The organism is Pseudomonas donghuensis (assembly GCF_000259195.1).
Classification (GTDB): Bacteria; Pseudomonadota; Gammaproteobacteria; order Pseudomonadales; family Pseudomonadaceae; genus Aquipseudomonas; species Aquipseudomonas donghuensis.
This window is the reverse complement of the sequence record NZ_JH650777.1, coordinates 33,595-58,885: the sequence shown is the minus strand read 5'-3', so window position 1 is coordinate 58,885 and position 25,291 is coordinate 33,595. Positions and strand designations below refer to the sequence as shown.

General features: G+C 62.3%; 30 protein-coding genes, 1 pseudogene and 1 riboswitch. Of the genes and pseudogenes, 18 read left to right on the top strand and 13 right to left on the bottom strand.

Annotated elements, in window-relative coordinates; translation table 11 throughout:
* Positions 1-82 precede the first annotated feature (82 nt).
* The 5 genes from UW3_RS0122315 (at position 83) to UW3_RS0122295 (ending at position 3,910) form a co-directional block, all read left to right on the top strand.
* Entirely contained in the window at positions 83-661 is a 579-nt protein-coding gene (locus UW3_RS0122315) for an NAD(P)H-dependent oxidoreductase (protein ID WP_010225783.1), read from the top strand.
* Positions 662-672: 11 nt separating this feature from the next.
* Entirely contained in the window at positions 673-1,041 is a 369-nt protein-coding gene (locus UW3_RS0122310; RefSeq protein ID WP_010225782.1) for a MerR family transcriptional regulator, read from the top strand.
* A 21-nt stretch (positions 1,042-1,062) separates the two neighbouring features.
* Positions 1,063-2,025: a 2-hydroxyacid dehydrogenase gene (locus tag UW3_RS0122305; RefSeq protein ID WP_010225780.1), complete on the top strand. Its 963-nt coding sequence runs from the start codon at positions 1,063-1,065 to the stop codon at positions 2,023-2,025.
* Positions 2,026-2,076: 51 nt separating this feature from the next.
* Positions 2,077-3,075, top strand: coding sequence for a class I SAM-dependent methyltransferase (locus UW3_RS0122300; RefSeq protein WP_010225778.1), 999 nt, complete (start codon positions 2,077-2,079; stop codon positions 3,073-3,075).
* Between the two features lie 38 nt (positions 3,076-3,113).
* A riboswitch (yybP-ykoY riboswitch) is annotated at positions 3,114-3,235 on the top strand.
* Positions 3,236-3,322: 87 nt separating this feature from the next.
* Entirely contained in the window at positions 3,323-3,910 is a 588-nt protein-coding gene (locus tag UW3_RS0122295) for a TMEM165/GDT1 family protein (RefSeq protein ID WP_010225776.1), read from the top strand.
* A 111-nt stretch (positions 3,911-4,021) separates the two neighbouring features.
* Here UW3_RS0122295 and UW3_RS0122290 read toward each other — a convergent pair whose 3' ends face one another.
* Positions 4,022-4,837 (bottom strand): M48 family metallopeptidase, encoded by an 816-nt coding sequence (locus UW3_RS0122290; protein ID WP_010225775.1) that lies wholly within the window; start codon positions 4,835-4,837, stop codon positions 4,022-4,024.
* A gap of 154 nt (positions 4,838-4,991) precedes the next feature.
* Here UW3_RS0122290 and UW3_RS30330 point away from each other — a divergent pair.
* Together UW3_RS30330 and UW3_RS30325 are read left to right on the top strand one after the other, a co-directional pair.
* Positions 4,992-6,278 (top strand): annotated as a pseudogene (locus UW3_RS30330) (methyl-accepting chemotaxis protein); the annotation flags it as partial.
* A 12-nt stretch (positions 6,279-6,290) separates the two neighbouring features.
* Positions 6,291-7,133 (top strand): methyl-accepting chemotaxis protein, encoded by an 843-nt coding sequence (locus UW3_RS30325; protein WP_374045267.1) that lies wholly within the window; start codon positions 6,291-6,293, stop codon positions 7,131-7,133.
* 109 nt (positions 7,134-7,242) lie between these two features.
* Here UW3_RS30325 and UW3_RS0122280 read toward each other — a convergent pair whose 3' ends face one another.
* Genes UW3_RS0122280 through UW3_RS0122270 form a run of 3 tightly spaced genes read right to left on the bottom strand, consistent with a single transcriptional unit; the run spans position 7,243 to position 8,322 of the window.
* Entirely contained in the window at positions 7,243-7,866 is a 624-nt protein-coding gene (locus UW3_RS0122280) for an SOS response-associated peptidase (protein ID WP_010225773.1), read from the bottom strand.
* 13 nt (positions 7,867-7,879) lie between these two features.
* Positions 7,880-8,140 (bottom strand): putative signal transducing protein, encoded by a 261-nt coding sequence (locus UW3_RS0122275; RefSeq protein ID WP_010225772.1) that lies wholly within the window; start codon positions 8,138-8,140, stop codon positions 7,880-7,882.
* The gene (locus UW3_RS0122270) at positions 8,140-8,322 is read right to left on the bottom strand and encodes a CPXCG motif-containing cysteine-rich protein (RefSeq protein WP_010225771.1); all 183 of its coding nucleotides are present in this window, start codon (positions 8,320-8,322) and stop codon (positions 8,140-8,142) included. Before UW3_RS0122270 ends, UW3_RS0122275 begins: the two co-directional genes overlap by 1 nt.
* A 124-nt stretch (positions 8,323-8,446) precedes the next feature.
* Between UW3_RS0122270 and UW3_RS0122265 the strand changes: the two genes are divergently transcribed.
* Entirely contained in the window at positions 8,447-9,610 is a 1,164-nt protein-coding gene (locus UW3_RS0122265; protein ID WP_026001466.1) for a 1-acyl-sn-glycerol-3-phosphate acyltransferase, read from the top strand.
* Between the two features lie 96 nt (positions 9,611-9,706).
* On the opposite strand, the gene UW3_RS0122260 is transcribed toward UW3_RS0122265, so the two are convergent.
* Complete coding sequence (locus UW3_RS0122260) at positions 9,707-9,967, bottom strand: hypothetical protein (protein ID WP_010225767.1); 261 nt, start codon at positions 9,965-9,967, stop codon at positions 9,707-9,709.
* Between the two features lie 170 nt (positions 9,968-10,137).
* Here UW3_RS0122260 and UW3_RS0122255 point away from each other — a divergent pair, with 170 nt between their 5' ends.
* Positions 10,138-10,344, top strand: coding sequence for a hypothetical protein (locus UW3_RS0122255; RefSeq protein ID WP_010225766.1), 207 nt, complete (start codon positions 10,138-10,140; stop codon positions 10,342-10,344).
* A 63-nt stretch (positions 10,345-10,407) separates the two neighbouring features.
* Here UW3_RS0122255 and UW3_RS0122250 read toward each other — a convergent pair whose 3' ends face one another.
* Positions 10,408-10,992 (bottom strand): YajG family lipoprotein, encoded by a 585-nt coding sequence (locus UW3_RS0122250; protein WP_010225764.1) that lies wholly within the window; start codon positions 10,990-10,992, stop codon positions 10,408-10,410.
* Positions 10,993-11,165: 173 nt separating this feature from the next.
* Here UW3_RS0122250 and UW3_RS0122245 point away from each other — a divergent pair, with 173 nt between their 5' ends.
* Positions 11,166-11,399, top strand: coding sequence for a hypothetical protein (locus UW3_RS0122245; protein WP_010225763.1), 234 nt, complete (start codon positions 11,166-11,168; stop codon positions 11,397-11,399).
* A 605-nt stretch (positions 11,400-12,004) separates the two neighbouring features.
* On the top strand, positions 12,005-13,510 hold the full coding sequence (gene mqo / locus UW3_RS0122240; protein ID WP_010225762.1) for a malate dehydrogenase (quinone): 1,506 nt from the start codon (positions 12,005-12,007) through the stop codon (positions 13,508-13,510).
* Between the two features lie 52 nt (positions 13,511-13,562).
* Here the strand turns inward: mqo and UW3_RS0122235 are convergent, their stop codons facing one another.
* The 4 genes from UW3_RS0122235 to UW3_RS0122220 form a co-directional block, all read right to left on the bottom strand.
* On the bottom strand, positions 13,563-13,853 hold the full coding sequence (locus UW3_RS0122235) for a PA4642 family protein (protein ID WP_010225761.1): 291 nt from the start codon (positions 13,851-13,853) through the stop codon (positions 13,563-13,565).
* Between the two features lie 70 nt (positions 13,854-13,923).
* Positions 13,924-14,391, bottom strand: a complete 468-nt coding sequence (locus UW3_RS0122230) for a hypothetical protein (protein ID WP_010225760.1) — start codon at positions 14,389-14,391, stop codon at positions 13,924-13,926.
* A gap of 98 nt (positions 14,392-14,489) precedes the next feature.
* Complete coding sequence (locus UW3_RS0122225) at positions 14,490-14,963, bottom strand: WbuC family cupin fold metalloprotein (protein ID WP_010225759.1); 474 nt, start codon at positions 14,961-14,963, stop codon at positions 14,490-14,492.
* A gap of 3 nt (positions 14,964-14,966) precedes the next feature.
* Positions 14,967-15,524 carry a hypoxanthine-guanine phosphoribosyltransferase gene (locus UW3_RS0122220; protein ID WP_010225758.1) on the bottom strand — a complete coding sequence of 186 codons (558 nt, stop codon included), beginning with the start codon at positions 15,522-15,524 and terminating at the stop codon, positions 14,967-14,969.
* Between the two features lie 164 nt (positions 15,525-15,688).
* Here UW3_RS0122220 and upp point away from each other — a divergent pair, with 164 nt between their 5' ends.
* On the top strand, positions 15,689-16,327 hold the full coding sequence (gene upp, locus UW3_RS0122215; protein ID WP_010225757.1) for a uracil phosphoribosyltransferase: 639 nt from the start codon (positions 15,689-15,691) through the stop codon (positions 16,325-16,327).
* Positions 16,328-16,329: 2 nt separating this feature from the next.
* Entirely contained in the window at positions 16,330-17,604 is a 1,275-nt protein-coding gene (locus UW3_RS0122210) for a uracil-xanthine permease family protein (RefSeq protein ID WP_010225756.1), read from the top strand.
* Positions 17,605-17,713: 109 nt separating this feature from the next.
* On the opposite strand, the gene hemH is transcribed toward UW3_RS0122210, so the two are convergent.
* A complete protein-coding gene (gene hemH, locus UW3_RS0122205) occupies positions 17,714-18,727 on the bottom strand; it encodes a ferrochelatase (RefSeq protein WP_010225754.1) in 1,014 nt (337 codons plus the stop codon).
* Between the two features lie 13 nt (positions 18,728-18,740).
* Positions 18,741-19,646 carry a TIGR01777 family oxidoreductase gene (locus UW3_RS0122200; RefSeq protein ID WP_010225752.1) on the bottom strand — a complete coding sequence of 302 codons (906 nt, stop codon included), beginning with the start codon at positions 19,644-19,646 and terminating at the stop codon, positions 18,741-18,743.
* Between the two features lie 186 nt (positions 19,647-19,832).
* Between UW3_RS0122200 and UW3_RS0122195 the strand changes: the two genes are divergently transcribed.
* From UW3_RS0122195 to UW3_RS0122175, 5 genes are all read left to right on the top strand, one after another.
* Positions 19,833-20,819: an NAD(P)/FAD-dependent oxidoreductase gene (locus UW3_RS0122195; protein ID WP_010225750.1), complete on the top strand. Its 987-nt coding sequence runs from the start codon at positions 19,833-19,835 to the stop codon at positions 20,817-20,819.
* Positions 20,820-20,968: 149 nt separating this feature from the next.
* Positions 20,969-21,937, top strand: a complete 969-nt coding sequence (locus UW3_RS0122190) for a YbgA family protein (protein WP_010225748.1) — start codon at positions 20,969-20,971, stop codon at positions 21,935-21,937.
* Positions 21,927-22,850, top strand: a complete 924-nt coding sequence (locus UW3_RS0122185; protein WP_010225746.1) for a MerR family transcriptional regulator — start codon at positions 21,927-21,929, stop codon at positions 22,848-22,850. The genes UW3_RS0122190 and UW3_RS0122185 overlap by 11 nt, the downstream gene beginning before the upstream one ends.
* Positions 22,841-24,283, top strand: a complete 1,443-nt coding sequence (gene phrB / locus UW3_RS0122180; RefSeq protein WP_010225744.1) for a deoxyribodipyrimidine photo-lyase — start codon at positions 22,841-22,843, stop codon at positions 24,281-24,283. Before UW3_RS0122185 ends, phrB begins: the two co-directional genes overlap by 10 nt.
* Complete coding sequence (locus UW3_RS0122175) at positions 24,280-25,002, top strand: SDR family NAD(P)-dependent oxidoreductase (RefSeq protein ID WP_010225743.1); 723 nt, start codon at positions 24,280-24,282, stop codon at positions 25,000-25,002. Before phrB ends, UW3_RS0122175 begins: the two co-directional genes overlap by 4 nt.
* A gap of 24 nt (positions 25,003-25,026) precedes the next feature.
* Here UW3_RS0122175 and UW3_RS29875 read toward each other — a convergent pair.
* Positions 25,027-25,291 (bottom strand): acyloxyacyl hydrolase (locus UW3_RS29875; RefSeq protein WP_010225742.1); only part of this gene is annotated, 265 nt, incomplete at its 5' end.

Genomic DNA, 25,291 nt, shown 5'->3' with positions numbered 1-25,291 from the left:
CAGTCTCTGGTAGGATCGGGCTTGACTCTCCTCCTGAGGGCAGGGGTTAGCCTCAGCGCTTTTGCCCCTGGACCTGCCTTCGATGAGTAAACGAATCCTGGTGATACTCGGCCACCCTGCGCGCAACAGCTTCTGCGCCGCGTTAAGTGACAGCTACATCAATAGTGCCCGGGATAAAGGCCATAGCGTCTGCCTGCTGGCACTCGGCAACCTGGCCTTCGACCCGATCCTGCATGACGGTTATCAACAGGTGCAACCCCTGGAGCCCGACCTGCTGCACGCCCAGCAACTGATCAGTTGGGCCGAGCACCTGGTGTTCATCTTCCCGGTCTGGTGGGGCGGCATTCCGGCGTTGCTCAAGGGCTTTCTCGATCGCATCCTGCTGCCCGGCTTTGCCTTCAAATACCGCAGCGGCTCGCCCTTCCCCGAACAACTGCTCAAGGGCCGCAGCGCCGACCTGCTGGTGAGCATGGACACGCCGCCCTGGTATTACCGCTGGGTCTATCGCATGCCGGCCCTTGAGCAAATGCGCCGCACCACCCTTGGCTTCTGTGGAATCAGGGCCAAAAAGACGTTAACGTTCGGTCCTGTCATCAGCTCAAGCGAACGGCAACGCGAAACCTGGCTGCAACAGGCGCGCACACTGGCTCGCCGGCATTAAAAGGACGTTCGATGTACATTGGCAAAGCCGCGCAGTTGTCCGGGGCGACCATCAAGAGCATTCGCCACTATGAGCGCATCGGCCTGTTGCCGGCGCCCAGGCGCCAGGGAAGCTATCGCCTGTATGACCAGCAGAGCGTCGCCCTGCTGAGCCTGATCAAGTGCGCGCAGAAGCTCGGTTTCAGCCTCAAGGAAATGCAGGCGCTGGTCGGCGATGATCAGGCCGGGCTGCCGATGGAGCGCGTGCGCCAAGCGATTGCCGGCAAGAAAGCCCAGTTGCAGGCGCAGATCCAGGCGCTGCAGCAACAACATCAAGGCCTGCTCGAACTGGAAAGCAGTCTTGAGCAAAGCCATTACGATTGCTTCGTCTACAACGCCTGAGCCCTCACAGGAGTCATCCTAATGTCCATCTCCCGTCGCGCCGTATTTCTCGACCATAGTTCCCTGGACCTGGGTGACCTGGCGCTGGATCGCCTCAAGGCCTGTTTCGATGATTTGCAGCTGTATCCGGCAACCGCTCCCGAGCAGGTCGCCGAACGCCTGCAGGGCGCAACCGTGGCGATCAGCAACAAGGTCATGATCGACGCCGCCACCCTGGCGGCCTGCCCCGAACTGAAGCTGATCCTGGTGGCCGCCACCGGCACCAACAATGTCGACCTGCAGGCGGCACGCGCTCAAGGTATCGTCGTCAGCAACTGCCAGGGTTACGGCACCCCGTCAGTGGCGCAGCACACCCTGGCCCTGCTGCTGGCCCTGGCCACCCGCCTGAGCGACTATCAAAAGGCCGTCGCCGACGGCCGCTGGGGCCAGGCCAAGCAGTTCTGCCTGCTGGACTTCCCGATCGTCGAGCTGGAAGGCAAGACCCTCGGCCTGCTCGGCCATGGCGAGCTGGGTGGCGCCGTGGCGCGCCTGGCCGAAGCTTTCGGCATGCGCGTGCTGCTAGGCCAATTGCCCGGCCGTCCGCCGCGCGAAGACCGCCTGGCGCTGGATGAGCTGCTGCCGCAAGTCGACGTCTTGACTCTGCACTGCCCGCTCAACGAGCACACCCACAACCTGATCGGCGCCCGCCAACTGGCCCTGCTCAAGCCGGGCGCTTTCGTGATCAACACCGCCCGCGGCGGCCTGATCGACGAGCAGGCCCTGGCCGATGCCTTGCGTGCCGGCCACCTGGGCGGTGCCGCCACCGATGTGCTGAGTGTCGAGCCGCCAGTCAATGGCAACCCGCTGCTGGCGACAGACATCCCGCGCCTGATCATTACCCCGCACAGCGCCTGGGGCGCGGTCGAATCACGCCAGCGTATCGTCGAGCAGTTGAGCGAAAACGCCGAGGCGTTTTTCGCCGGCAGCCCGCGCCGCCAGGTCTAAGCCAGGCCCGGCTCTGGTAAACTGCGCCACTTTTTTCAGGAGTCGCCGTCCATGGACCCGCGCAGTGAAGTGTTGCTTCGTCAGGCTGATCTTTTCCAGGGCTCGCTGTTGCTGGCCGGTTTGCCTGCTGACGACCTGCTCGGCAAGCTGCCAGCGGCCCATGGCTGGAGCTGGCATGCCGGCGATCATGCGGCGCTCGATGCGCGCTTCGCCGGGCGCAGCCACTTCGGCGTAGAAGCACCGGCCCAGGCCTTCGACGCCGCCATAGTGTTTTTACCCAAGTCCCGTGACCTGGCCAATTACCTGCTCAACACCCTGGCTTCGCGCCTGGCCGGCCGCGAGCTGTACCTGGTCGGCGAGAAACGCGGCGGCATCGAAGGCGCGGCCAAGCAGCTGCACGCCTTCGGCAAGCCCCGCAAGCTCGACAGCGCCCGCCATTGCCAGTTGTGGCAGGTCACCGTGGAGCACGCACCGCAAGCCAAATCGCTGCAAAGCCTGGCCGAGCATTTCGAACTGGCGCTGGCCGATGGCCCGCTGCAGATCGTCAGCCTGCCGGGTGTGTTCAGCCACGGCCGCCTGGATCGCGGCAGCGCCCTGCTGCTGGAAAACCTCGATCAACTGCCCACCGGCCACGTGCTGGATTTTGGTTGTGGTGCGGGCGTCCTCGGCGCGGCCATCAAACGTCGCTATCCGCAAAACCGCATCACCTTGCTCGATGTCGATGCCTTCGCGGTCGCCAGCAGCCGCCTGACCCTGGCCGCCAATGGTCTGGACGGCGAGGTGATCAGCGGCGACGGCATCGATGCCGCACCGCGCGAGCTTGACGTGATCATCAGCAACCCGCCGTTTCATACCGGGGTGCACACCAATTACCAGGCCTCAGAAAACCTGCTGCGAAAATCAGCCGATCATCTGAAAAAAGGCGGAGAAATGCGCCTGGTGGCCAACAGCTTCCTGCGCTACCAACCGCTGATCGAAGAGGCCCTGGGCAACTGCCGGATCCGCGACGAAGGGCAAGGCTTTCGCATCTACCAGGCAACACGCGGTTAAAATCAGCGCTTGCCGAAACGGATTTGCCTAGGCAGAATCCGCTCCGTCCTAGGGGAGTAGTCTCCCGCGAGCACCCAGCTCGCCCGGTACGCGTCAACATACTTGGTCCACAGACCATGGCGCGTGCGACCCACGGTCCGCACAGACGGACCCAGGGTTTGACAAGACCTATGACACGAACACCTTACCCGGGGCGGGAAGGCTGTACGTGTCATAGCCGTGTCGACCCGCCCCCGTAGGAATCCTGATGCTGGAATCATTGCTCGTCCCCACCGCGATCGTGGCCCTCGCCGAAATTGGCGACAAGACCCAATTGCTCGCGCTCATCCTTGCCGCCCGCTTTCGCAAACCCTGGCCGATCATTGCCGGCATCATTGCTGCGACCCTGGCCAACCATGCGGCTGCAGGCGCGGTCGGCGCCTGGGTCAGCACCTTCTTCAGCGCCGCCACCTTGCACTGGATTCTCGCGGCCAGCTTTGCCGCCACGGCGTTGTGGACGCTGATCCCGGACAAGATGGACGATGACGAAGCCAGCACCGCCCGGCGCTTCGGCCCGTTCCTGACCACCCTGATCGCGTTCTTCATCGCTGAAATCGGCGACAAGACCCAGGTCGCCACGGTGATGCTGGCGGCACAGTATCCGCACCTGATCATGGTGATTATCGGTACCACCCTGGGCATGTTGATTGCCAACGTACCGGTGGTGCTGGCGGGCAACTTCGCCGCCGAGAAACTGCCGCTGACCCTGATCCGCCGCCTGGCTTCGGCCGCGTTCTTCGTCCTGGCCGCTGTGGCGGTGTATTCGGCAATGCAGGTCAGTGGCTGGATAGGCTGATCGGTGGTGACTTCATCGCTGGCAAGCCAGCTCCCACAGGCCTTGTATACACAGGACCCTGTGGGCGCCGGTCTTGCCGGCGATGGGCCGCAGCGCGGCCCCGGCTATAACTTACTTGCGGGCCTGTTCGTACAACGGCATCACCTTCGGAATCGCCGCCTGCAACGACGCCTGGCGGCTCGCCGAGGCCGGGTGAGTGCTCATGAACTCCGGCTGCGAACCGCCCGAGGCCTGGGCCATCTTGTCCCACAGGCTGATGGCTGCATTCGGGTTGTAACCGGCACGGGCGGCCAGTTCCAGGCCGATCAGGTCGGCTTCGTTCTCGTTAGCCCGGCTGTTGGGCAGGGTCAGGCTGTATTGCACCACGGTGTCGGCAATTGCCAGGCTGTCCTGGCCCAGGCCCAGCAAGGCTCCCGCGCCCTGGCGGGCCATCTGCACACCATAGGCCTTGGACATCGCTTCACGGCCATGCTCGCGCAAGGCGTGGGCGATTTCATGGCCCATCACCGCAGCCAGCTCGTCATCGGTCAGCTTGAGTTTGTCGATCAGGCCGTTGTACACGAAGATCTTGCCGCCAGGCCCGCAGTTGGCGTTGAGCTCGTCGCTCTTGATCAGGTTCACTTCCCAGTTCCACTGTGCCGCATCCGGGCGGAATTGCGGTGCCTGGGCAATCAGGCGATTGGCGATGGCCTGCACGCGCTTGGCATTGGCGCTGCTCTTATCGAGCACACCCTTGCTCGAAGCCTCACCCAGGGTCTGCTGGTAGGACTGGGCGTACATCTGGTTGACTTCATCGGTCGACAGCATGCTGAACATATATTGCTTACGCTCGACACCCACGGCGCCGCCGCTGGTGGTGTTCACCGCCTGGCAGCCAGCAAGCAGGACGCTGGCGCTCAATGCACCGATTACAAATGACTTACGCATGAAAACACTCCCTTCGAACATGCCGCGTATCCTAGGCCGACTCGCTTGAGCCCGCCATATCCCTGATGAAGATTTCTCCAGACGGTGCTCATGCTTTCGCCCCGCCGGGCCGATAACGCAAGGCAGACGCCTTTCCTTGCGCTTGGAGCCCCACATGAAGTTCCGGTCGATCCAGTTTTCCGTCGCAGCCCTGGCTGGTGCCATTGTCCTGAGCATTGTTGCCGCTCTGGTGCTCTACGCCGTGTATGCCGGCGAACGCACCCAGGAACTGGTGCAAACCCGCACTCAGCAGCAGTTCGAGGCGGTGATCGAGCAGCGCCTGACCGCCCTGGCGCGGACCCAGGTCAGCGAAATCCAGCGCGGCCTGGAAGCGCCCCTGCTGATCGCCCGCGGCCTGGCTACCAGCAACGCCATGCTTGGCATGCAGGACAGCAACGGCAATGCCCTGATGAAGATCGAACGCGAGCAAATGATTGCCCTGCTCAAGCAGACGGCGCTGACCAACCCGCTGATTCTCGGCACCTACCTGGGCTGGGAGAGCAATGCCCTGGACCACGATGACGCGCGCTTCGTCGGCACCTCGGTCACCGGTATCGACAGTGCCACCGGGCGCTTCCTGCCCTGGTGGTTCCGCAACGAAGACGGCAGCCTGGGCCTGGACAAGCTGGCCGACGTCAATGACCAGACCGTCCTCGCCACCGGCGTGCGCGCCAGTGAGTACTACCTGTGCCCACGGGAGTCGAAAAAAGCCTGCGTTATCGACCCGGCACCTTACAAGGTAGGCGACAAGATGGTGATGCTCGCCTCGTTCGTCGAGCCGATCATGATCGACGGCAAGTTCCAGGGCATTGCCGGCGCCGACCTGTCGGTGAACTTCATCCAGGAACTGCTCAATACCGCCGACCGCCAGCTCTATGACGGGGCCGGCGAACTGGCGCTGGTGTCCGGCAACGGCCGCCTGGTGGCCTTTACCAAGGACCCGGGCAAGTTCGGCGAAAAAGCCAGCGACGCTCTCGACGCCAATGCCGCCGGCACCCTGGCGCAACTGAGCGGCGAAAACCTGCACTACGAAGTCGACAAGAGCGCTGGCCGCATCGAGCTGTACCTGCCATTCAAGATTGCCAATACCGATGCCCGCTGGACCCTGCTGCTGGAGCTGCCGATCAGCGCAGTGATGGCCGATGTGGAAAAACTGCAAAGCGACCTCAGCGCCCAGCGCAGCACCGACATCACCGGCATGACCCTGGTAGGCCTGGGCATCGCCGCGCTGGGCCTGCTGGTGATCTGGCTGCTGGCCCACGGCATCGCCCGACCACTGCGGCAGATGGTGGCGATGCTCGATGACATCGCCCAGGGCGAAGGCGACCTGACCCGCCGCCTGAGCAGCGACCGCGCCGATGAACTGGGCTCGATCGCCAAGGGCTTCAACACTTTCCTGAGCAAGCTGCAGGCGATGATCAGCCAGGTGGTGGCCTCGGTGCAGAAGGTCAGCGACTCCTCGGAGCACACCGCCGACATCGCCATCCGCACCAACCAGGGCGTGCACAAGCAAATGGCCGAAATCGACCTGGTGGCCACCGCCGTGCACGAGATGACCGCCACCGCCCAGGACGTTGCGCGCAACGCCACCCATGCGGCCCAGGCCGCCAGCAACGCCGATCAGGCCGCCCACCAGGGCCTGGAAATCGTGCGCAACACCTCCCATTCGATCAGCGCCCTGGCCGAGGAAATCGGCCGCGCTGTCGGCGTGGTGCAAACCCTGGCCCGCGACAGCGAGAACATCAACGCCATCCTTATCGCCATCCGCGCGATTGCCGAACAGACCAACTTGCTGGCGCTCAACGCCGCGATCGAGGCAGCGCGCGCCGGTGAACAGGGCCGTGGTTTTGCCGTGGTGGCCGACGAGGTGCGCAACCTGGCGCAGAAAACCCAGCAGGCCACCGAAGAAATCCAGCAGATGATCCAGCAACTGCAGCAGGGTACCCGCGATGTGGTGCGCGTCATGGAAGACAGCCAGGGCAAGACCGACGACAGCGTGCAGCAAGCGGCGCGCGCCGCCGAAGCCCTGGAGAGCATCACCCAGGCGGTATCGGTGATCAACGACATGAACACGCAGATAGCCAGTGCAGCCGAAGAACAGAGCGCGGTAGCCGAGGATATCAACCGCAACGTGATCAATATCGGCCAGGTGGCCAACGAAGTGGCGGGCGGCGCCGATGAGTCAAGCACCGCCAGTGCCGAGCTGACCAAGCTGGCCGAGCAGCAGCGGCGGTTGATCAACCAGTTCAGAGTGTGAGGTCTTGGGGCTGCTTCGCAGCCCATCGCTGGCAAGGCCAGCTCCCACAGGGTCAGTACACACTCCATTGTGGCAGCCGGCCTTGCCGGCGAAGCCCTTTCCAGCCCCCTCAAGCCGGGGTCAAGCACTCCGGCCCATTGAGCTTGGGATCGTTGACGAAATTGGCCAGCACCCGCTCGCGCAGCGGTGCCTGGCCGCCCGCCAGCAATTCGTACAAGCGCGCCGGCGGGGTCTGGGGATCAAGCCACGCCGCTTGCCCGGCGGCATCAAGAATCAGCGGCCGTCGCTGGGTCATCGCCGCCTGGGTCACCACCGCGGTGCTCAGCCAGACCTGATCCTGCACCGGATACGCCTCCCAGATCGCGGCAAAAAACAACGAGGAGCCCTCCCCCGGCGTCAACCAGTAGGGGCGCTTGCGCTGGGTGCCACGCCATTCGTAAAAACCGTTGGCCGGCAACAGGCAGCGGCGCAGGCGAAAGGCCTCACGGAACATCGGCTGTTCGGCCAGGGTCTCGGCCCGGGCATGGGCCGGGGTGCGTGACAAGTCGGTGAGCCAGGCCGGAGTCAGCCCCCAGCGCGCCCGCGCCAGTTCCATCTGGCCATCGTCGAGACGGCGCTGGATCAGCACCGAGGCACCGGGGGAGATGTTCCATTGCGCCTGCTGGTCACTGGGAAATCCCGGCAACGCAGCAAAGGCGGGAGACCAGCGAAACAGCGCATAACGTCCACACATGAGGGGCAAAAACCTAGCAAATCAGGGTTCCGGGGAGGTTCTCCGGTTCGTCGCCCACAAGTGGCTGGGCGCTATTGTACGCGGCGATCAGCTCGCGTGCGCAGGCGGCCTGCTCATCGGCCACCGCCAGGCCCAACAGACCGTGCATCGGCAGGTCGCCCATGGCGCCCATCAGGTCGCGGCCGACCAGGTGCACGGTGATGCCTTCACTGGCGAGCATGCCGATAAGCATTTGCGCTTCCAGCAGGCTTTCAGGCTCGTAAATTCGCTGCATCAGTCATTCTCACCATAAACGTCCAGCATCCATTCCTCGCCATGCACCTGCAGCACGAAGCGGATCGGCTTGCAGCACACCTGGCAGTCCTCGATGTACTCCTGATCGCCGCCCGACAGGTCCACCGTCGTCTCGACTTCTTCACCACAATAAGGACAATCGTAGATCGCTGTCTCCAGCATCGCGGCCTCCCGAGTGACTTGTGCGTATAATTGCCGGTCTATTTACAGGCCCTGAGTGTGTCTGAGCCGTTTTTCAGACCCCGGCCCTACCTATTACCCTAGCCGTTTCCAACAAGAGAGCATGATGGGCGAATTCGATGCCATCCGACCGTACGACGACGCTGAAGTCCCTGCCGTTCTGGCACGGCTGCTCAGCGACCCGGCATTCCTCGATATCCTCACCCACTTCCGCTTCCCGCGCATGGCCGGGGCCTTCGGCTGGCTGCTCAAGCCGTTGATCGCCCGACGCCTGCGCAAAGAGTTTGCCGGGGTCAGCTGCGTCTCGACGCTGCAGGACAAGGTCGAATACTACGTCGACCACACCATCGAGCGGGCAACCGACGGCGTGACCTATACCGGTGTAGAGCAGCTCAAGGCCGGTACCGCCTACCTGTTCCTGGCCAACCATCGCGATATCGTCATGGACCCGGCGTTCGTCAACTATGCCGTCTACCACGCCGGCCTGCCGACCCCGCGCATTGCCATTGGCGACAACCTGCTGCAAAAGCCGTTCGTCAGCGACATGATGCGCCTGAACAAGAGCTTTATCGTGCACCGCTCGATCACCGGCCGCCGGGAAAAGCTTGCCGCTTACCAGTTGCTGTCGGCCTACATCAACCATTCGATCCGCAATGACTGCCAGTCGATCTGGATCGCCCAGGCCGAAGGCCGGGCCAAGGATGGTGATGACCGGACCGATTCGGCGATCCTGAAAATGTTCCACATGAGCCGCAAGGACGAGCCGTTCGGCGCAGTGATCCAGTCGCTGAACCTGAGCCCGGTGTCGATCAGTTACGAGTACGACCCGTGCGATCAGGCCAAGGCCCGCGAGCTGTACATCCGCGCCACCACCGGCACCTACAGCAAGGCGCCAGGTGAAGATGACGTCAGCATTGCCCAGGGCATCACCGGCTACAAAGGCCGCGTGCACATCAACTTTGCCCCGCCGGTGAGCGAGTTCGTCGAGGACACCAAGCAACTGGCAGCCGAGATCGACCGGCAGATTCTGGCCGGTTACCGGTTGTTCCCGGTGCATTATCTGGCGTATGCGCAGTGGACCGATGCCGACCCGACGCTGGCAGTACCGGTGGCGGCCAAGGTGTTTCCGGCCGATGAACTGGCCCGCGCCCAGGCCGAATGGCAGCGCCGCCTGGACGCTTGCCCGGCCGAGCATCGGCCGTTCCTGGTGCAGCAGTATGCGACGCCGGTACGCAATCAGTACCGGGTCAAGGCGGGGTTGGCGCTTTAGGTCGCACCGCGTCGCCTGCATCGCTGGCAAGCCAGCTCCCACAGGAACACTCTGTGGGAGCCGGCTTGCCAGCGATGGGCTGCGAAGCAGCCCCGATCACACCCAGGTACTGAACCAGGACAGCAACAAGGCCAGCGCCAGGAAGGCGAAACCGAGGATGTAGTAAAAACGGTTGATGCGCAGGCTCATGCCATCGACCACCGCCTCATCGGCGGCCATGCCCGCCAGGGTTTGCGCCGCGCGACGCCGGGCGCTGTGCAGCAGCAGGCCGCCCGGGCAGGTCAGCAGCAGGGCCAGCAGGTTGATCAGCTTGCCCGGATGGGCGGCAAACAGCCCCCAGATCACTTGCAACGACATCGCAAAACCTCAAAAAGAAGTACATCGATACTTTCGACACGGCGGGCATTCTACCCAAGCGCCGCGCCCGTGCCTGCCCTTTGCGACCAACGACGATTAATTCGCAGCGTCACACGCTCGTCATCTGGACACGCCACTCTATCGGCCGTCGCCACCCACCGGAGCTTGTCATGCTGCACGCCGAAAACCAGGACCGTCTTTACCTGATCGCCCAGAGCGACGAGCAGCAGGCGCTGATCGACGGCCTGGCGTTCAACGTCCAGGACCGCCAATGGCTGGTGTACTGCGCCCTGGGCGGACATGCCCATGATGATCTGCCCGAAGTCGACGGTCCTACCGGCATCAGCGTACTGGATTTCTACGTCGAAGCCGCCTGAGCGTCCAGAAACGCAAAAGCCCGATGCCTACCCTGCAGGCATCGGGCTTTTTACTGTCTGGGCTTACTCGCCGAGGATCTGGCCGACGGCCTGGTCCTTGAACAGACGGGTCAGGGCGTCGCTCAGCACATCACCCACCAGCTTGGTGTTGGTTTCCTGGTTCGGCGCCATGCCGAAACGCTGGTCGAGCGAGGCGCCGTAACGGCCGCTGTAGCGACGGTTGGCGTTGGCCACGTCAGCCTTGAAAGTCGCACCGATGGTGGCTTCGGTCACGTACATGCCTTCTTTTGGCGACTGGTACTTGAGCTCGGTCAGGGTCACGGTCAGTTGCGGCGCGTTGTAGGCATTCGGCGTCGGCGTGAAGCCCAGCAGCCGCACAGCCGCTTCGGCCTGGGCCTGCAGTTTTGGCAGGATATCGTTGCTGGTCACCGTGATGGCACTGGTTTCCGGGTACAGGCCGCCACGGGTGCCCAGGGTTTGCGAGGCACGGCCATCGACCACCTTGACCACCACCGGCTGGCCATGACCGACCGGCGCCAGCTGAGCGGTGAGTTTCGGTTGCGGGCTGAGTTGTTGCGGGCTGTGGGCACAACCGGCCAGGGTCAGACTGGTCACCGCGATCAAACCGAACAACAAACGTTGCAACATGCTCATCTCTCCAGAATAGGCAGCAAAGGCCGCCAGTATAACCAGCACAAGGCAGCCCAGCTATCGGCGTGCCATTAGTGAGTAAGACAGGCCGCAGCGGCCACGGTTCGCTGTCACAATCGTTTCATCACTGCCCGGTTATCCTTGCCTCAAATCTTCACAGGGATACCGCCATGCCCTCGCTCCTGGCCCTGCTGTTCAAACGCAATCCACAACGCTGCTTTGCCCGCCTCGACGCCCAGGGCCATTGCCAGGCCTTCAAGCAGTGCGCGCAGGCCCCCGCGACCAGCGGCTGGGTGGAAATCAACGAAATTCGCCTGGCCTGGCTCAACCGTCCACTGCCCGCCAACGCCCGTGTTTCAAAGCGTGTCAGCGGAAACTGGCTGCAACGCACCCTCGCCGCCTGAGTTTTGCCTCAATAAAAGTCGCTAATAAAGAGTTTTTCTGCCCGCGACATCGCTATAATCTCCCCCCGATTATAAGGACGTCTCCTGATCGGGCCTCGCAGTACCGCCAATGCACAGCATTGCGCATCCCCCGCACCGCCCACAGAGAGCCTTCCACACAGGTCTTGCACCAGCCAGTGTGCCTGCGTCATTCGGCCCTCTGCCCTGCCTGAACCTGCCGGGTCTGCCATCGCGCAGTCCATTTTGAGGTTCACGTCTCCAAAAGAGCGTGAAAAAACGGGTTTTCACAACTTCACGAGAGTGTGGCGAGCAATGAACAGTCTGGCATGTGCAAAAGCACCTAAAGTGTCCCGAACAGCCCTGAACAGCTGGCAACAGCGCTCATTTGCAATGGGTGCCTGAAACCGGTCCATAACGCACGACGGATACCTTGACCATAAGTCGAATTGCCGCACCGGCTGTAAAATGCGTTCATAGGCAACGCAAAGCCCGGTTGGTGGTGTCCGCTGAAGTTGCAAGAACTGCGAAGAATCGGACATGGCGATCCTGGCAAGCCAGGGATCCTATGCTGTCAATTTGGTGCTGAAGATTTTGGAGACGCGTTAATGGCGCAGAACGAAGCAGTCGATGTAGTACTGGTAGGGGCAGGCATCATGAGTGCCACCCTGGCCGTACTGCTCAAGGAACTCGACCCGGCGATCAAGCTGGAAGTCGTCGAGTTGATGGATTCGGGTGCCGCGGAAAGTTCCAACCCGTGGAACAACGCCGGGACCGGCCATGCCGGGCTGTGTGAACTGAACTACACGCCACAGGCCGCCGACGGCAGCATCGATATCAAGAAAGCGGTGCATATCAACACCCAGTTCGAGGTTTCCCGGCAGTTCTGGGCTTACCTGAGCAAAAAAGGCGCGTTCAGCTCGCCACGGGCGTTCATCAACCCCGTGCCGCACCTGAGCTACGTCGAAGGCGAAAAGGGCATCAGCTTCCTCAAGAAACGTTTCGAGCTGCTCAAGCAGCACCATGCCTTCGCCGAGATGGAATACACCGAAGACAAGGCGGTGATGAACGAGTGGATGCCGCTGATGATGCCGGGTCGCCCCGCCGACCAGCAGATCGCCGCCACCCGCGTCATGAAAGGCACCGACGTCAACTTCGGCGCGCTGACCAACAAGCTGCTCAAGCACCTGGCCAACGCGCCCCAGGCGCAGGTCAAGTACTGCAAGAAGGTCACCGGCCTGCGCCGTAACGGCAGCGGCTGGACCGTCAGCATCAAGGACGTCAACAGCGGCAGCAGCCGTGAAGTCGACGCCCGCTTCGTGTTCCTCGGCGCCGGTGGCGCGGCCCTGCCGCTGCTGCAACTGTCGGGTATCGAGGAGAGCAAGGGCTTTGGCGGTTTCCCGGTCAGCGGCCAGTGGCTGCGTTGCGACAACCCTGAAGTGGTCAAGCACCACCAGGCCAAGGTCTACAGCCAGGCCGCGGTCGGTTCGCCACCCATGTCGGTACCGCACCTGGATACCCGCGTAGTTGACGGCAAGACCTCGCTGCTGTTCGGCCCGTATGCCGGCTTCACCACCAAGTTCCTCAAGCACGGCTCGTTCCTCGACCTGCCGCTGTCGGTACGCATGGGCAACATTGGCCCGATGCTGGCCGTGGCCCGCGACAACATGGACCTGACCAAGTACCTGGTCAGCGAAGTGATGCAGTCGATGGAGCAGCGCCTGGAGTCCCTGCGCCGCTTCTACCCCGAAGCCAAAGCCGAGGACTGGCGCCTGGAAGTGGCTGGCCAACGCGTGCAGATCATCAAGAAAGACCCGAAAAAAGGCGGCATCCTGCAGTTCGGTACCGAACTGGTTGCGGCCAAGGACGGCTCCCTGGCCGCCCTGCTCGGTGCTTCGCCAGGTGCTTCGGTGACCGTGTCGATCATGCTGGAACTGATCGAGCGCTGCTTCCCCGAGCAAGCCAAAGGCGCCTGGGCTGCCAAGCTCAAGGAAATTTTCCCGGCCCGGGAAAAGGTCCTGGCCACCGACGCTGCCCTGTACCACAAGATCAGTGCGTACAACGACGAGGCCCTGGGCCTGGTCGAGAACAGCCCGGCGCAGAGCTACGCGTAACTTGCCGGCATAAAAAAACGCCCTTCGGGGCGTTTTTTTATGGGCGCTGTTTTCAGCTGCGGGCCTTGTCGATGATCTCGATGTAGTCGGCGGCGTTACGCTGATCCTTGATGATCTCGACAAAAGTCTGGCCGTGCTCGTCCTTGCCGTCCAGGTCAAAGCCAGCCTCGACGAAGAAGCCGACATAGCGCTCGAAGTCATCGATGCGCAGGCCGCGGTAGCCCTTGATCAGCTTGTGCAGCGACGGCGAAGTGACGTTATCAGCCGGCTCGTACTGGAGGAACGACTTGACGTAGTCGTCGCTGATCTCATCACCAATCACTTGCTTCTTGTCTTTACGCATTGCCGACTCCAACTGAACCATCACGGACATTTTCACGGGTCGGCAGTTTACCCCCGGGCAGCGCCGGCACTCAACGCGCGCGTACGCTACCGGTGTGCAGATCGGCCCAGATGTGACCATTGGGGTAGCTGAGGAACTGCACATAGACCGTATCGTTGCGCAGCAGATCGAGCATGACCCGGTACTGGGCCAGCGGGTAGTTCAGCGTCAGGGTCTTGCTCTTGTCATCGAACACCGGCTTTTTCAGGCTTTTGCTTTCGGCATCGAAGCTGATCAACACCTGGCTGATGGTCGCGCCCTTGCTCAGCGGCTTGCCTTTGAGGCGCAGGATCAACGGTGAGGTCACCGGGATAGGCTGCTGGTTGGACTGGCGCTGGTTGCCGACCACTACGGAGTAGCTGGTGACCTGCAGCAGCTGCTGTGACTCAGCAGCTTCCTTGCGCAGCCCAAGATCATCGGGCGGCAGGAACTGGCTATGCAGGGGCGCTGCGGCCAGCGGCATGCTCAGCAGGAACAACAGGGGGAAGATCGCACGCATGTCAGGCTCCTTGGGGGCAGCCTGGCACTCTAGCATGGGCCGATGATCGCGGGGCAAGCCGCCCGTGCAGGTTTTCTGGCGATGAACTCAACGCAGTTTCAGTCGAACTGCGCACGCATCCAGGCGTGATACTCGGCAACCCCCGGTTCGCCTTCGCGCGGCGCCCAGGTAGAAAAGTCCCCCTGCGCGACTGGACGGAAAGGCCCGGCCTTGCACTCGAACATCACCGTGTCTGGCTCAAGCACCACCAGACCATGGAAAATACCGGTCGGCAGGTCGACACCCAGGCATTCCCCACCCGCCTGCAGGATCCGCTTATCTACCACTTGGCCTTGATCATCGAAGACCAGCAAACCCAGCTTTCCGCGCAGCACAAGCAGGCACTCAGCCTTGTCCGATGCTTGATGACGATGCGGCGGTATGTAGGTAGAAGGCTGCAGCCCTACCGCCATGCGGTGGCAGGGCTCGTCCATCTCATGGAAATTATGGTGCTGGCGACCGCGCGGATTTGCCGCAGCCTTGGCGCCCAGTTCGGCGAACAACGATTGATCGAGAAAACCGGGCTGGCGCATGAGTCAGAGTCCTTTAACCGCGTAGATACCGTTGGCGTTACGCCAGTAACCTTTGTAGTCCATACCATAACCGAACACGTAGCGGTCGACGCAGCTCAAGCCGCAGAAGTCGGCCTTGAGGTCGGCGCTGGCCTTGCGATCATGGTCCTTGTCGATCAGTACGGCAGTATGCACGGCACGGGCACCGGCGTGCTTGCAGAAGTCGATAATAGCGCTAAGGGTATGACCTTCATCAAGGATGTCGTCGATGATCAGCACATCACGATCAATGAACGAAACTTCCGGCTTGGCCTTCCAGAACAGGTCGCCGCCGCTGGTCTGGTTGCGGTAGCGGGTGGCGTGCAAGTAGGACGATTCCAGCGGGAACTGCAGATGAGTCAGCAGCTTGCCGGCGAAGATCAGGCCGCCGTTCATCACGCAGAACACTACCGGGTTGCTATCGGCCAGCACTTCGGTGATCTGCGCGCCCACGCGGGCGATGGCTGCCTCGACTTCGGCTTCGGTGTGCAGGCAGTCAGCCTCGCGCATGACTTGACGGATGTGCTCGAGATCGGCGGACATGGCGCTCTCCAAGGGGCGGCAATTGAGAAAAGCGGGCAAAGGTACGCATCCCGTCGCATCAGATCAAGCATTTCTGGACTAACGTCCAGTAAGTCTGAGGACATGCATGGCTGAATAGATTAATCTAGCGCGGTTTTTTTGCCCGCCCCCCGGAGCCTTTCCCTATGCCTACCCGTGAGATCCGTCACCCGCTGATCCGCCACAAGCTCGGCCTGATGCGTCGCGCCGACATCAGCACCAAGAATTTTCGCGAGCTCGCCCAGGAAGTCGGTACGCTCCTGACCTACGAAGCCACCAAAGACCTGCCCCTGGAAAGCTATGAAATCGATGGCTGGTGCGGCAAGGTCCAGGTCGAGAAAATCGCTGGCAAGAAAATCACTGTAGTACCGATCCTGCGTGCCGGCATCGGCATGCTCGATGGCGTGCTCAGCCTGATTCCGGGCGCCAAGGTCAGCGCCGTTGGCGTGGCCCGCAACGAGGAAACCCTCGAAGCGCACACCTACCTGGAAAAACTCGCCCCGGAAATCAACGAACGCCTGGCCCTGATTATCGACCCGATGCTGGCCACCGGCGGCTCGATGGTCGCCACCATCGACCTGCTGAAGAAAGCCGGGTGCAAGGACATCCGCGCCATGGTCCTGGTCGCCGCGCCCGAAGGCATCGCCGTGGTGGAAAAAGCCCACCCGGACGTGCAGATCTACACCGCCTCGATCGACCAGCGCCTGAACGAACACGGTTACATCATCCCTGGCCTGGGCGATGCCGGTGACAAGATTTTCGGCACCAAGCAGAAGGACGCCTGAACATGCAGGATGAGTTCAACGACCCGCTCTGGCGCCAGGTCGTCTCTGGCGCGCAGATGCTCTTCGTCGCCTTCGGCGCGCTGGTACTGATGCCGCTGATTACCGGCCTTGACCCCAACGTCGCGCTGTTCACGGCGGGTCTGGGAACTCTGCTGTTTCAGGTGGTTACCGGTCGCCAGGTGCCGGTGTTCCTGGCTTCGAGCTTCGCGTTCATTACCCCGATCATCCTTGCCAAGGGCCAGTTCGGCCTGGCCGAGACCATGGGCGGGGTAATGGCAGCAGGTTTCGTCTACACCTTCCTCGGCCTTGCGGTAAAAATCAAAGGCACCGGCTTTATCGACCGCTTGCTGCCGCCGGTAGTGATTGGCCCGGTGATCATCTCCATCGGCCTGGCAATGGCGCCGATTGCCGCCAACATGGCCATGGGCAAGGCCGGTGACGGCACCGAGCTGCTGCCCTACAGCACCGCGATGATGATCTCCATGCCGGCACTGCTGACCACCCTGATCGTTGCCGTGTTCGGCAAAGGCATCTTCCGCCTGGTGCCGATCATCGCCGGCGTGCTGGTGGGCTTTGGCCTGTCGTTCTACTTTGGCGTGGTCGACACCGCCAAGATCGCCGCCGCGCCATGGCTGGCGCTGCCGCACTTCACCGCACCTGCGTTCAACTGGCAGGCGATCCTGTTCATCGTACCGGTGGCCCTGGCGCCGGCGATCGAGCACATCGGCGGCGTGATTGCCGTTGGCAGCGTGACCGGCCGCGATTACCTGAAAAAGCCCGGCTTGCACCGCACCCTGCTCGGGGACGGCATCGCCACCACCACTGCCGGCCTGTTCGGCGGGCCACCCAACACCACCTATGCCGAAGTGACCGGCGCAGTGATGCTGACCAAGAACTACAACCCGAAGATCATGACCTGGGCGGCAATCTTTGCCATCACCCTGGCCTTCATCGGCAAGTTCGGCGCGCTGCTGCAGAGCATTCCGGTACCGGTAATGGGCGGCATTCTCTGCCTGCTGTTCGGCTCGATCGCGGCGGTAGGCATGAACACCATGATCCGCCACAAGATCGACCTCAGCGAGGCGCGCAACCTGGTGATCGTTTCGGTGACCCTGGTGTTCGGAATCGGTGGCGTGCTGATCGGTAGCGGCACCGGCCCCGATGACTGGGGCCTGAAGGGCATCGCCCTGTGCGCGGTGGTGGCTATTGCCCTGAACCTGCTGCTGCCGGGTAACGACAGCTGGAAGAACAAGGCGCTGGACGATCAGTTGCCTTGATCTGAATGCCAGTCAGGGCCGCTGCGCGGCCCATCGCCGGCAACGCCGGCTCCCACAATGGCAATGCATGCCATTTGTGTGGGAGCTGGCTTTGCCAGCGATGAGGCCCTCAAGCCTCTTCGCACATCCCCTTCAAGGCCTGTACCCACTGCGGGTGATCATTCAGGCACGGCACCAGCACCAGCTCTTCGCCGCCCGCCTCGACAAACTGCTCGCGCCCACGATCACCGATCTCCTCCAGCGTCTCGATGCAGTCGGCGACAAACGCCGGACACATCACCAGCAGCTTTTTCACCCCAGACTTGCCCAGTTCGTCCAGCCGCGTTTCGGTATAGGGCTCGATCCACTTCGCCCGCCCCAGCCGCGACTGAAACGACACCGACCACTTGCCGTCGGCGATACCCATCTTCTGCGCAAAGGCCTGGGCGGTGCGCAGGCACTGGCCGCGGTAACAGACCGCAAGCATCTCGGGCGAAGCATCGCGACAGCAATCAGCGTCCTGGAAACAATGGTTGCCGGTCGGATCGAGTTTTTTCAGGTGCCGCTCGGGCAGCCCATGAAAACTCAACAACAGGTGATCGTAATCCTGCTGCAGATAAGGCTGTGCACTGGCCACCAGGGCATCGATGTACTCGGGCTTATCGTAGAACGGCTGCAGAATCGCCATCTCGATCGGCAGCTTCTGCTCGGCAATTACCTGTTTAGCCTGCTCGACAACCGTGGTCACGGTGCTGTCGGCAAATTGTGGATAAAGCGGTGCGAGGGTGACGTTCTTCACCCCCTGGGCTGCCAGGCGCGCCAGCACCGTCGGCAGCGAAGGCTCGCCGTAGCGCATGGCGATTTCCACCGGGCCGTGTGTCCATTGCTCGCGCATGGCTGCCTGCAGGCGGCGGGTCAGCACCACCAGTGGCGAACCCTCGTCCCACCAGATCGAGGCATAGGCATGGGCCGACTGCTCCGGGCGCTTGATCAGGATCAGCGACACCAGCAGGCGCCGCACCGGCCACGGCAGGTCGATGACATAAGGGTCCATCAGAAACTGATTGAGGTACCGGCGCACGTCGGCGACAGAAGTGGAGGCCGGTGAACCCAGGTTGACCAGCAGCAAAGCGTGATCGGTCATGCAACGTCCTATTTCAGAGGCGGCTGGACAGTTCGTCCAGGGCCGATTGCAGATCATTGAAGCGGAAGGTAAAACCGGCCGCCAGCAAACGTACCGGCCGCGCCCGTTGCCCACCCAGCAGCAGGGTCGACAGCTCGCCAAGCCCGGCCTTGAGCACCAGCGCCGGCAACGGCATCAACGCCGGGCGGTGCAAGGCCCGGCCCAGACGCTTGGCGAACTCGCGGTTGCGCACCGGCTCCGGGGCGCAGGCATTATAAGGACCGCTGGCATCCTTGTGCTGCAAGAGAAAATCAATCAGGGCGATCTGGTCATGTATATGAATCCACGGCATCCACTGCCGACCATCGCCGATAGGCCCGCCCAGCCCCAGTTTGAACGGCAGGCGCAGGCGCGACAAAAAGCCGCCCTCGCTCGATAGCACCAGACCGGTACGCACCAGTACCACCCGAATACCCAAGGCCTGGGCTGTCATTGCGGTTTCTTCCCAAGCGATGCACAACTGGCTGGCGAAATCCTCCTTGACCGGCTGTGAAGCCTCGGTCAATTCACGCTCGCCGCCATCGCCGTACCAACCGACCGCCGATCCGGAAATCAGCACCTGCGGACGTTGCTGGCGCGCCTCAAGCCAGGCTATCAACTGTTCAGTCAGGGTGATTCTGCTTGCCCACAATAGCGCGCGGCGCCCGGAGCTCCAGGGGCGGTCGGCGATCGGCGCACCGGCCAGATTGATCACCGCATCCAGGGTGTCGTCATTGCTCAGGTCTTCAAGCCGGGCAATGCCGCGCACACCGGCACCACACAGCCTGCCCACCTGTTCAGGGCGGCGACTCCAGACCGTCAACCGATGCCCCTGGGCCAGCCAGTGCTGACACAGCTGTTGGCCGATCAACCCGGTACCGCCGGTCAGCAATATATGCATGGCTGTGTCCTCACATGGCGCGCCAGTGGTCTATTTTTAACAACAAGGCACTTTTTTGACCGATCGCTCTCGGATAAACATAGGCCAACCTGTGGTAACGAGCGGAATCATCTTATACATGATCCATGCATTGTACAGGTTAGCCGGGCAGCATAGTCTGCAACCCTAAGGTTCGAAGAGGCCATCATGACTGTACCTATTGCCATCATCGGGGCCGGTATTGCCGGCCTGTCCGCGGCCCAGGCGTTGCAAAAGGCCGGGCAGACCGTTCATTTGTTCGACAAAGGCCACGGTAGCGGCGGACGCATGGCCAGCAAGCGTAGCGATGCTGGCGCCCTTGATCTCGGCGCCCAGTACTTCACCGCCCGCGACCGGCGCTTTGTCGACCAGCTCCAGCAATGGGTGGCCGCTGGCTGGGCGGCCGAATGGAAGCCGCAGCTCTACCACTATCAGGACGGCGTGCTCAGCCCCTCGCCCGACGAACAGACGCGCTGGGTCGGCGTGCCGCGCATGAGTGCAATCACCCGCGGCCTGCTCAAGGACGTCACGGTGAATTTCAGCTGCCGCATCGCCGAGGTCTATCGCGGCCAGAAATACTGGCATTTGCAGGACACAGACGGCTGCAGCCACGGCCCCTTCAGCCGGGTCGTGGTCGCTGTACCGGCGCCCCAGGCCACCCAGTTGCTCAGTGCTGCCCCCAAGCTCGCCGCCACCGCTGCGGGCGTACAAATGGACCCGACCTGGGCCATCGCCCTGGCCTTCGACACCCCGCTCGACACCCCGATGCAGGGGTGTTTCGTCCAGGACAGCGCCCTCGACTGGCTGGCACGCAACCGCAGCAAACCCGGGCGCGACGAACATATGGATACCTGGGTGCTGCATGCCACCTCCAGTTGGAGCAAGCAACACATCGACCTGCCCAAGGAGGCCGTGATCGAGCAACTGTGGGGCAGCTTTGCCGAACTGGTCGGCTGCGTGGTCCCTGCCCCGAATTTCTCCCTCGCCCATCGCTGGCTGTATGCACGCCCCTCCAGCAACCATGAGTGGGGCGCATTGGCCGACGCCGACCTGGGCCTGTATGCCTGTGGCGACTGGTGCCTGTCCGGCCGCGTCGAAGGGGCCTGGCTCAGTGGCCAGGAAGCGGCTCGGCGCTTGCTGGAACACCTGGAGTAAATCAGCGGAGCTACCCTCGTTCAGCCCCGCCGCCGTTCAAGACCCTGCTGAAAAGCTGTACAAGAAAATTGACTTGCATAGGTTTATCTCTATGATGAGATTTACCTGTACAAGATTTTATTTCTGTACAACTAATACAGGATCTGTTCATGGACGCGTGCGACCTGCCGTGCAAACCTAGAATTGCCGTCAGCGCCTGCCTGGTCGGCCAGGAGGTTCGCTTCAACGGCGGCCACAAGGCATCACGACTGTGCAACGAGGTCCTGAGCAAACATTTCGATTTTGTTCCGATATGCCCGGAAGTGGCCATTGGCCTGGGCGTGCCTCGCCCGGCCATCCGCCTGGTGGGCGACCCCGCCGACCCGCAGGCGGTGTGCAGCCGCGATCCAGGGCTGGACCTGTCCGGCCCGTTGCGCGCCTATGGTCAGCAAATGGCCAATGACCTCAATGACATTTGCGGCTACATCTTCATGCACAAATCACCGTCCTGCGGGTTGCAGCGGGTCAAGGTGTATCAGGCCAATGGCTACCCCGCAGTAGAAGGTGGCCGCGGGCTGTTCGCCGCCGCGTTCTGTCAACAGCGCCCCGACCTGCCGGTGGAAGAAGACGGCAGGCTGTGTGATCCAGTGCTGCGGGAGAACTTCATCACCCGGGTCTACGCCTATGCCGACTGGCAGCAATTGCTCGCCGCAGGGGTCAGCCGCGGGGCCCTGATTGCGTTCCACGCCCGCTACAAGTACCAGTTGATGGCCCACAATCCGCAGCAGTACAAAACCCTGGGCAAGCTGTTGGGCAGCATGACCCGTGACGACGATCCAGCAGCACTCGCTGCGCGCTACTTCAGCCAGCTGATGCAGGCCCTGAGCCGCTGCGCCAGCCGTGGTACCCACAGCAATGTGCTGCTGCACCTGAGCGGTTACCTGCGCAACGCCCTGAGCGGCAACGACAGACAGGAAATCCAGCAGCTGATCGCCCAGTACCACGCCGGCGAAGTACCGCTGGTAGTGCCGCTGACGCTGCTCAAGCATCACCTGCGCAATCACCCCGACCCGTACCTGCTGCAGCAGGTCTACCTGCAGCCACACCCGCAAAGCCTGAGCCTGCGTAATGCCATCTGAAGCGCTGCTGCCGATCCGTGAAGTGACGCGCCTGACCGGCGTCAACCCGGTCACCCTGCGCGCCTGGGAGCGGCGCTACGGGTTGATCGTGCCGCAACGCACTGGCAAGGGGCATCGCCTTTACAGTCAGGATGACGTCCAGTGCATCCGGCAGATCCTCACCTGGCTCAATTGTGGCGTTGCAGTGAGCCAGGTCAGATCCTTGCTGGAGGCTGCGCCCAGTGCAGCGCAAGCGCCGCCCGGCAGCGACTGGCAAACCTTGCGTGAGCAACTGACGGAGGCCATCGGCGCACTCGCCGAGCGCCGTCTTGAGCAACATCTGAACCAGGCCATGGCCCTGTACCCGCCAGCAACGCTGTGCCAACAGCTGTTGATGCCGCTGCTTGCCGACCTGGAACTGCGCTGGCAAAGCCAGTTCGCCGCACACCTTGAGCAAGTGTTCTTTCACTCCTGGCTGCGCAGCAAACTGGGCGCGCGGGTGTACCACAACAATCATCAGCTGGGCGGCGCCCCGCTGTTGCTGGTCAACGCCTCTGACCTGGCCTTCGACCCGCGGCTATGGCTGAGCGCCTGGCTGGCGAGCAATGCCGGCTACCCGGTGCAGGTCTTCGATTGGCAACTGCCGGGCAATGAGCTGCCCCTGGCCATTGCCCGCCTGCAACCCTGGGCGCTGCTGCTGAGCGTCGACAAAACGCTCGACCTGGCGCGCCTGCAGCGAAACCTGGCCAACATTGAAATTCCGAAACTCCTGTGTGGCCGCGCAGTCAGCATTCATAACCAAGCGCTGAAAACCTGGAGCGACGAGACGCTGTTTGCCCTCGACTCGCCCCAGGCGGCGCTTAACTGCCTGCAGCAACTCAGCGGACGCGCCCTGAACACCACCGACAACGGCCAAGGATTCCCATGCAACTGATCTGGCTGCGCAGCGACCTGCGCGTACTCGACAACACCGCACTGGCAGCGGCCTGCGAACGGGGCCCGAGCCTGGCAGTGTGGCTGCTGAGCCCCGGGCAGTGGCAAGCCCATGACGATGCCGCGTGCAAGGTCGACTTCTGGCTGCGCAACCTGCAAGGCCTGAGCACAGCATTGGCGCAGTTGAACATTCCGTTACTGATCCGTCGCGCCGATACCTGGCAGCAGGTACCCGAGGCCCTGCTGCAACTGTGTCAGGAACATCGGGTACAGGCCGTGCATTTCAACGACGAATATGGCGTCAACGAAAGCACCCGCGACCAGGCTGTGCGCTGCACCCTGGAACAGCAAGGCATTGCCGCTCACGCCTACCTCGACCAATTGCTGTTCAAGCCCGGTAGCATCCTGACCCGCAGCGGTGGCTACTTCCAGGTCTTCAGTCAGTTCCGCAAAGTCTGTTACGAGCGTTTGCACCTAGGGCTGCCGCACCAGGTCAAAGCGCCCAAGGCGCAAGCACCGACGGGTGTGGCAAGCGACCCGGTGCCGGCTGAAGCTGCCGGCTTCCCTCTCCCCGCACAGCCTTTACGCGAACTTTGGCCTGCGGGTGAAGAAGAAGCCCGGCGCCGCCTGCGACGCTTCACCGACGAATGTGCCGAGGACTATCAGAAGCAGCGCGATTTTCCCGCCGTCGCCGGTACCAGCCAACTGTCGGCTTACCTGGCGGCCGGGGTGATTTCGCCACGCCAATGCCTGCACGCGGCGTTGAGCAACAACTTCGGCGAGTTCGACAGCGGTAACCAGGGCCTGGTGACCTGGATCAACGAACTGCTCTGGCGCGAGTTCTACAAGCACATTCTGGTGGGCTACCCGCGCGTCTCCAGGCACCGCGCCTTTCGCGCGGAAACCGAAGCCCTGCCCTGGCGTCACGCGCCGGATGAGCTCAAGGCCTGGCAGCAGGGGCAAACCGGGATCCCGATCGTCGACGCCGCCATGCGCCAATTGCTCGCCACCGGCTGGATGCACAACCGCCTGCGCATGGTTGTCGCCATGTTCCTGACCAAGAACCTGCTGATCGACTGGCGCGAAGGCGAACGCTTTTTCATGCGTCACCTGATCGACGGTGACCTGGCCGCCAACAATGGTGGTTGGCAGTGGAGTGCCTCGACCGGCACCGACGCAGCGCCCTATTTTCGCATCTTCAATCCCCTGAGCCAGTCTCTGCGTTTCGACCGCGCCGGCCACTTCATTCGACAGTGGCTCCCTGAACTGGCTAGCCTGGATGAAAAAAATATCCACAATCCCGTGCCTGCTGACGATCTTTTTGCTACTAATCTTTATCCACAACCTATTGTGGACCTCGGTAGCAGTCGCCAACGTGCGTTGAATGCATTCAAGAATTTACCCACGCGGCAGGAAGAGAGGGCAGTAACGTGATCGAACCCATCGCGCGCAAGGTGTGGGTCACCGGTGCAGGCTCCGGCCTGGGTCTGGCGTTGGTGCAACAACTGCTTGCACAGGGCTGGAAAGTCGCCGCCAGCGGGCGGGCATCAACCGAACTACAGGGGCTGTCGCAACTGAACCCGCAGCAGTTGTTACTGCTCGATGGCAACTTGACCGATGCCGCCCAGGCGGCGCAGGCCAGCCAGCGACTCCAGGCGCAGTGGGGTGCCCTTGATTGCCTGCTGGTCAATGCCGGAACCTGCGATTATCTCGACGCGAGTATCCCGCCGACGGCAATTTTCGAAGCGATCGCCAGCAGCAACCTGAGCGCTTCGGTCCACTGCCTGCACAATGCGCTGCCACTGCTGGAGAACGGCCAGTCGCCGCAGATCATGGCAGTGCTCAGTCGCTATTCAGCGCTGCAGCTCTACGAACCAAGTCAGCCGGCAACACCGGACAACAGCCTGGCAGAAGTGTTTCGCAGCGAGTGCCAGCACTTGGCAAGCAAAGGTATCGACCTGACCCTGGTCGCGCCCCAGGCCCTGAAAGTGCCGCTGGTGGCGACGCAGGTCATGCCGCAAGAGTGGACTGCAGAAAGTGCCGCCGATGTGTTGCTCCAGCGGCTACCTGAGCGGGCCCCGGAGTTGCTGCTCGAAGCCCTGAATCTCAACAGCCTCTGGCCATTGCCCGAACAACCTTCAAGCCCTGTGTAAAACCCAGGGCTGTCGTTGCAGAGGTCAGAGCGGCATACGATAGTGCAGCGAGTAACTTTCCACACCGTCGTTGGGCATCTTCAGCCCGGCATTGGAATAGTGGATCGCGCGTACACCTACTTCATGTCCGCCGGCAAAACGCAGGCCGAAGCCGATACGGTCTTCGAACTGGAAGGAGGAGCCGAGTTCATTACTCTCAAGTTCGGTACTGGAAAACGCTGCCACACCGATGCCGGCTTCGATGTAGGGTTTAACCGACTCACCGGCGAACTCGTAAACGAACACGGGT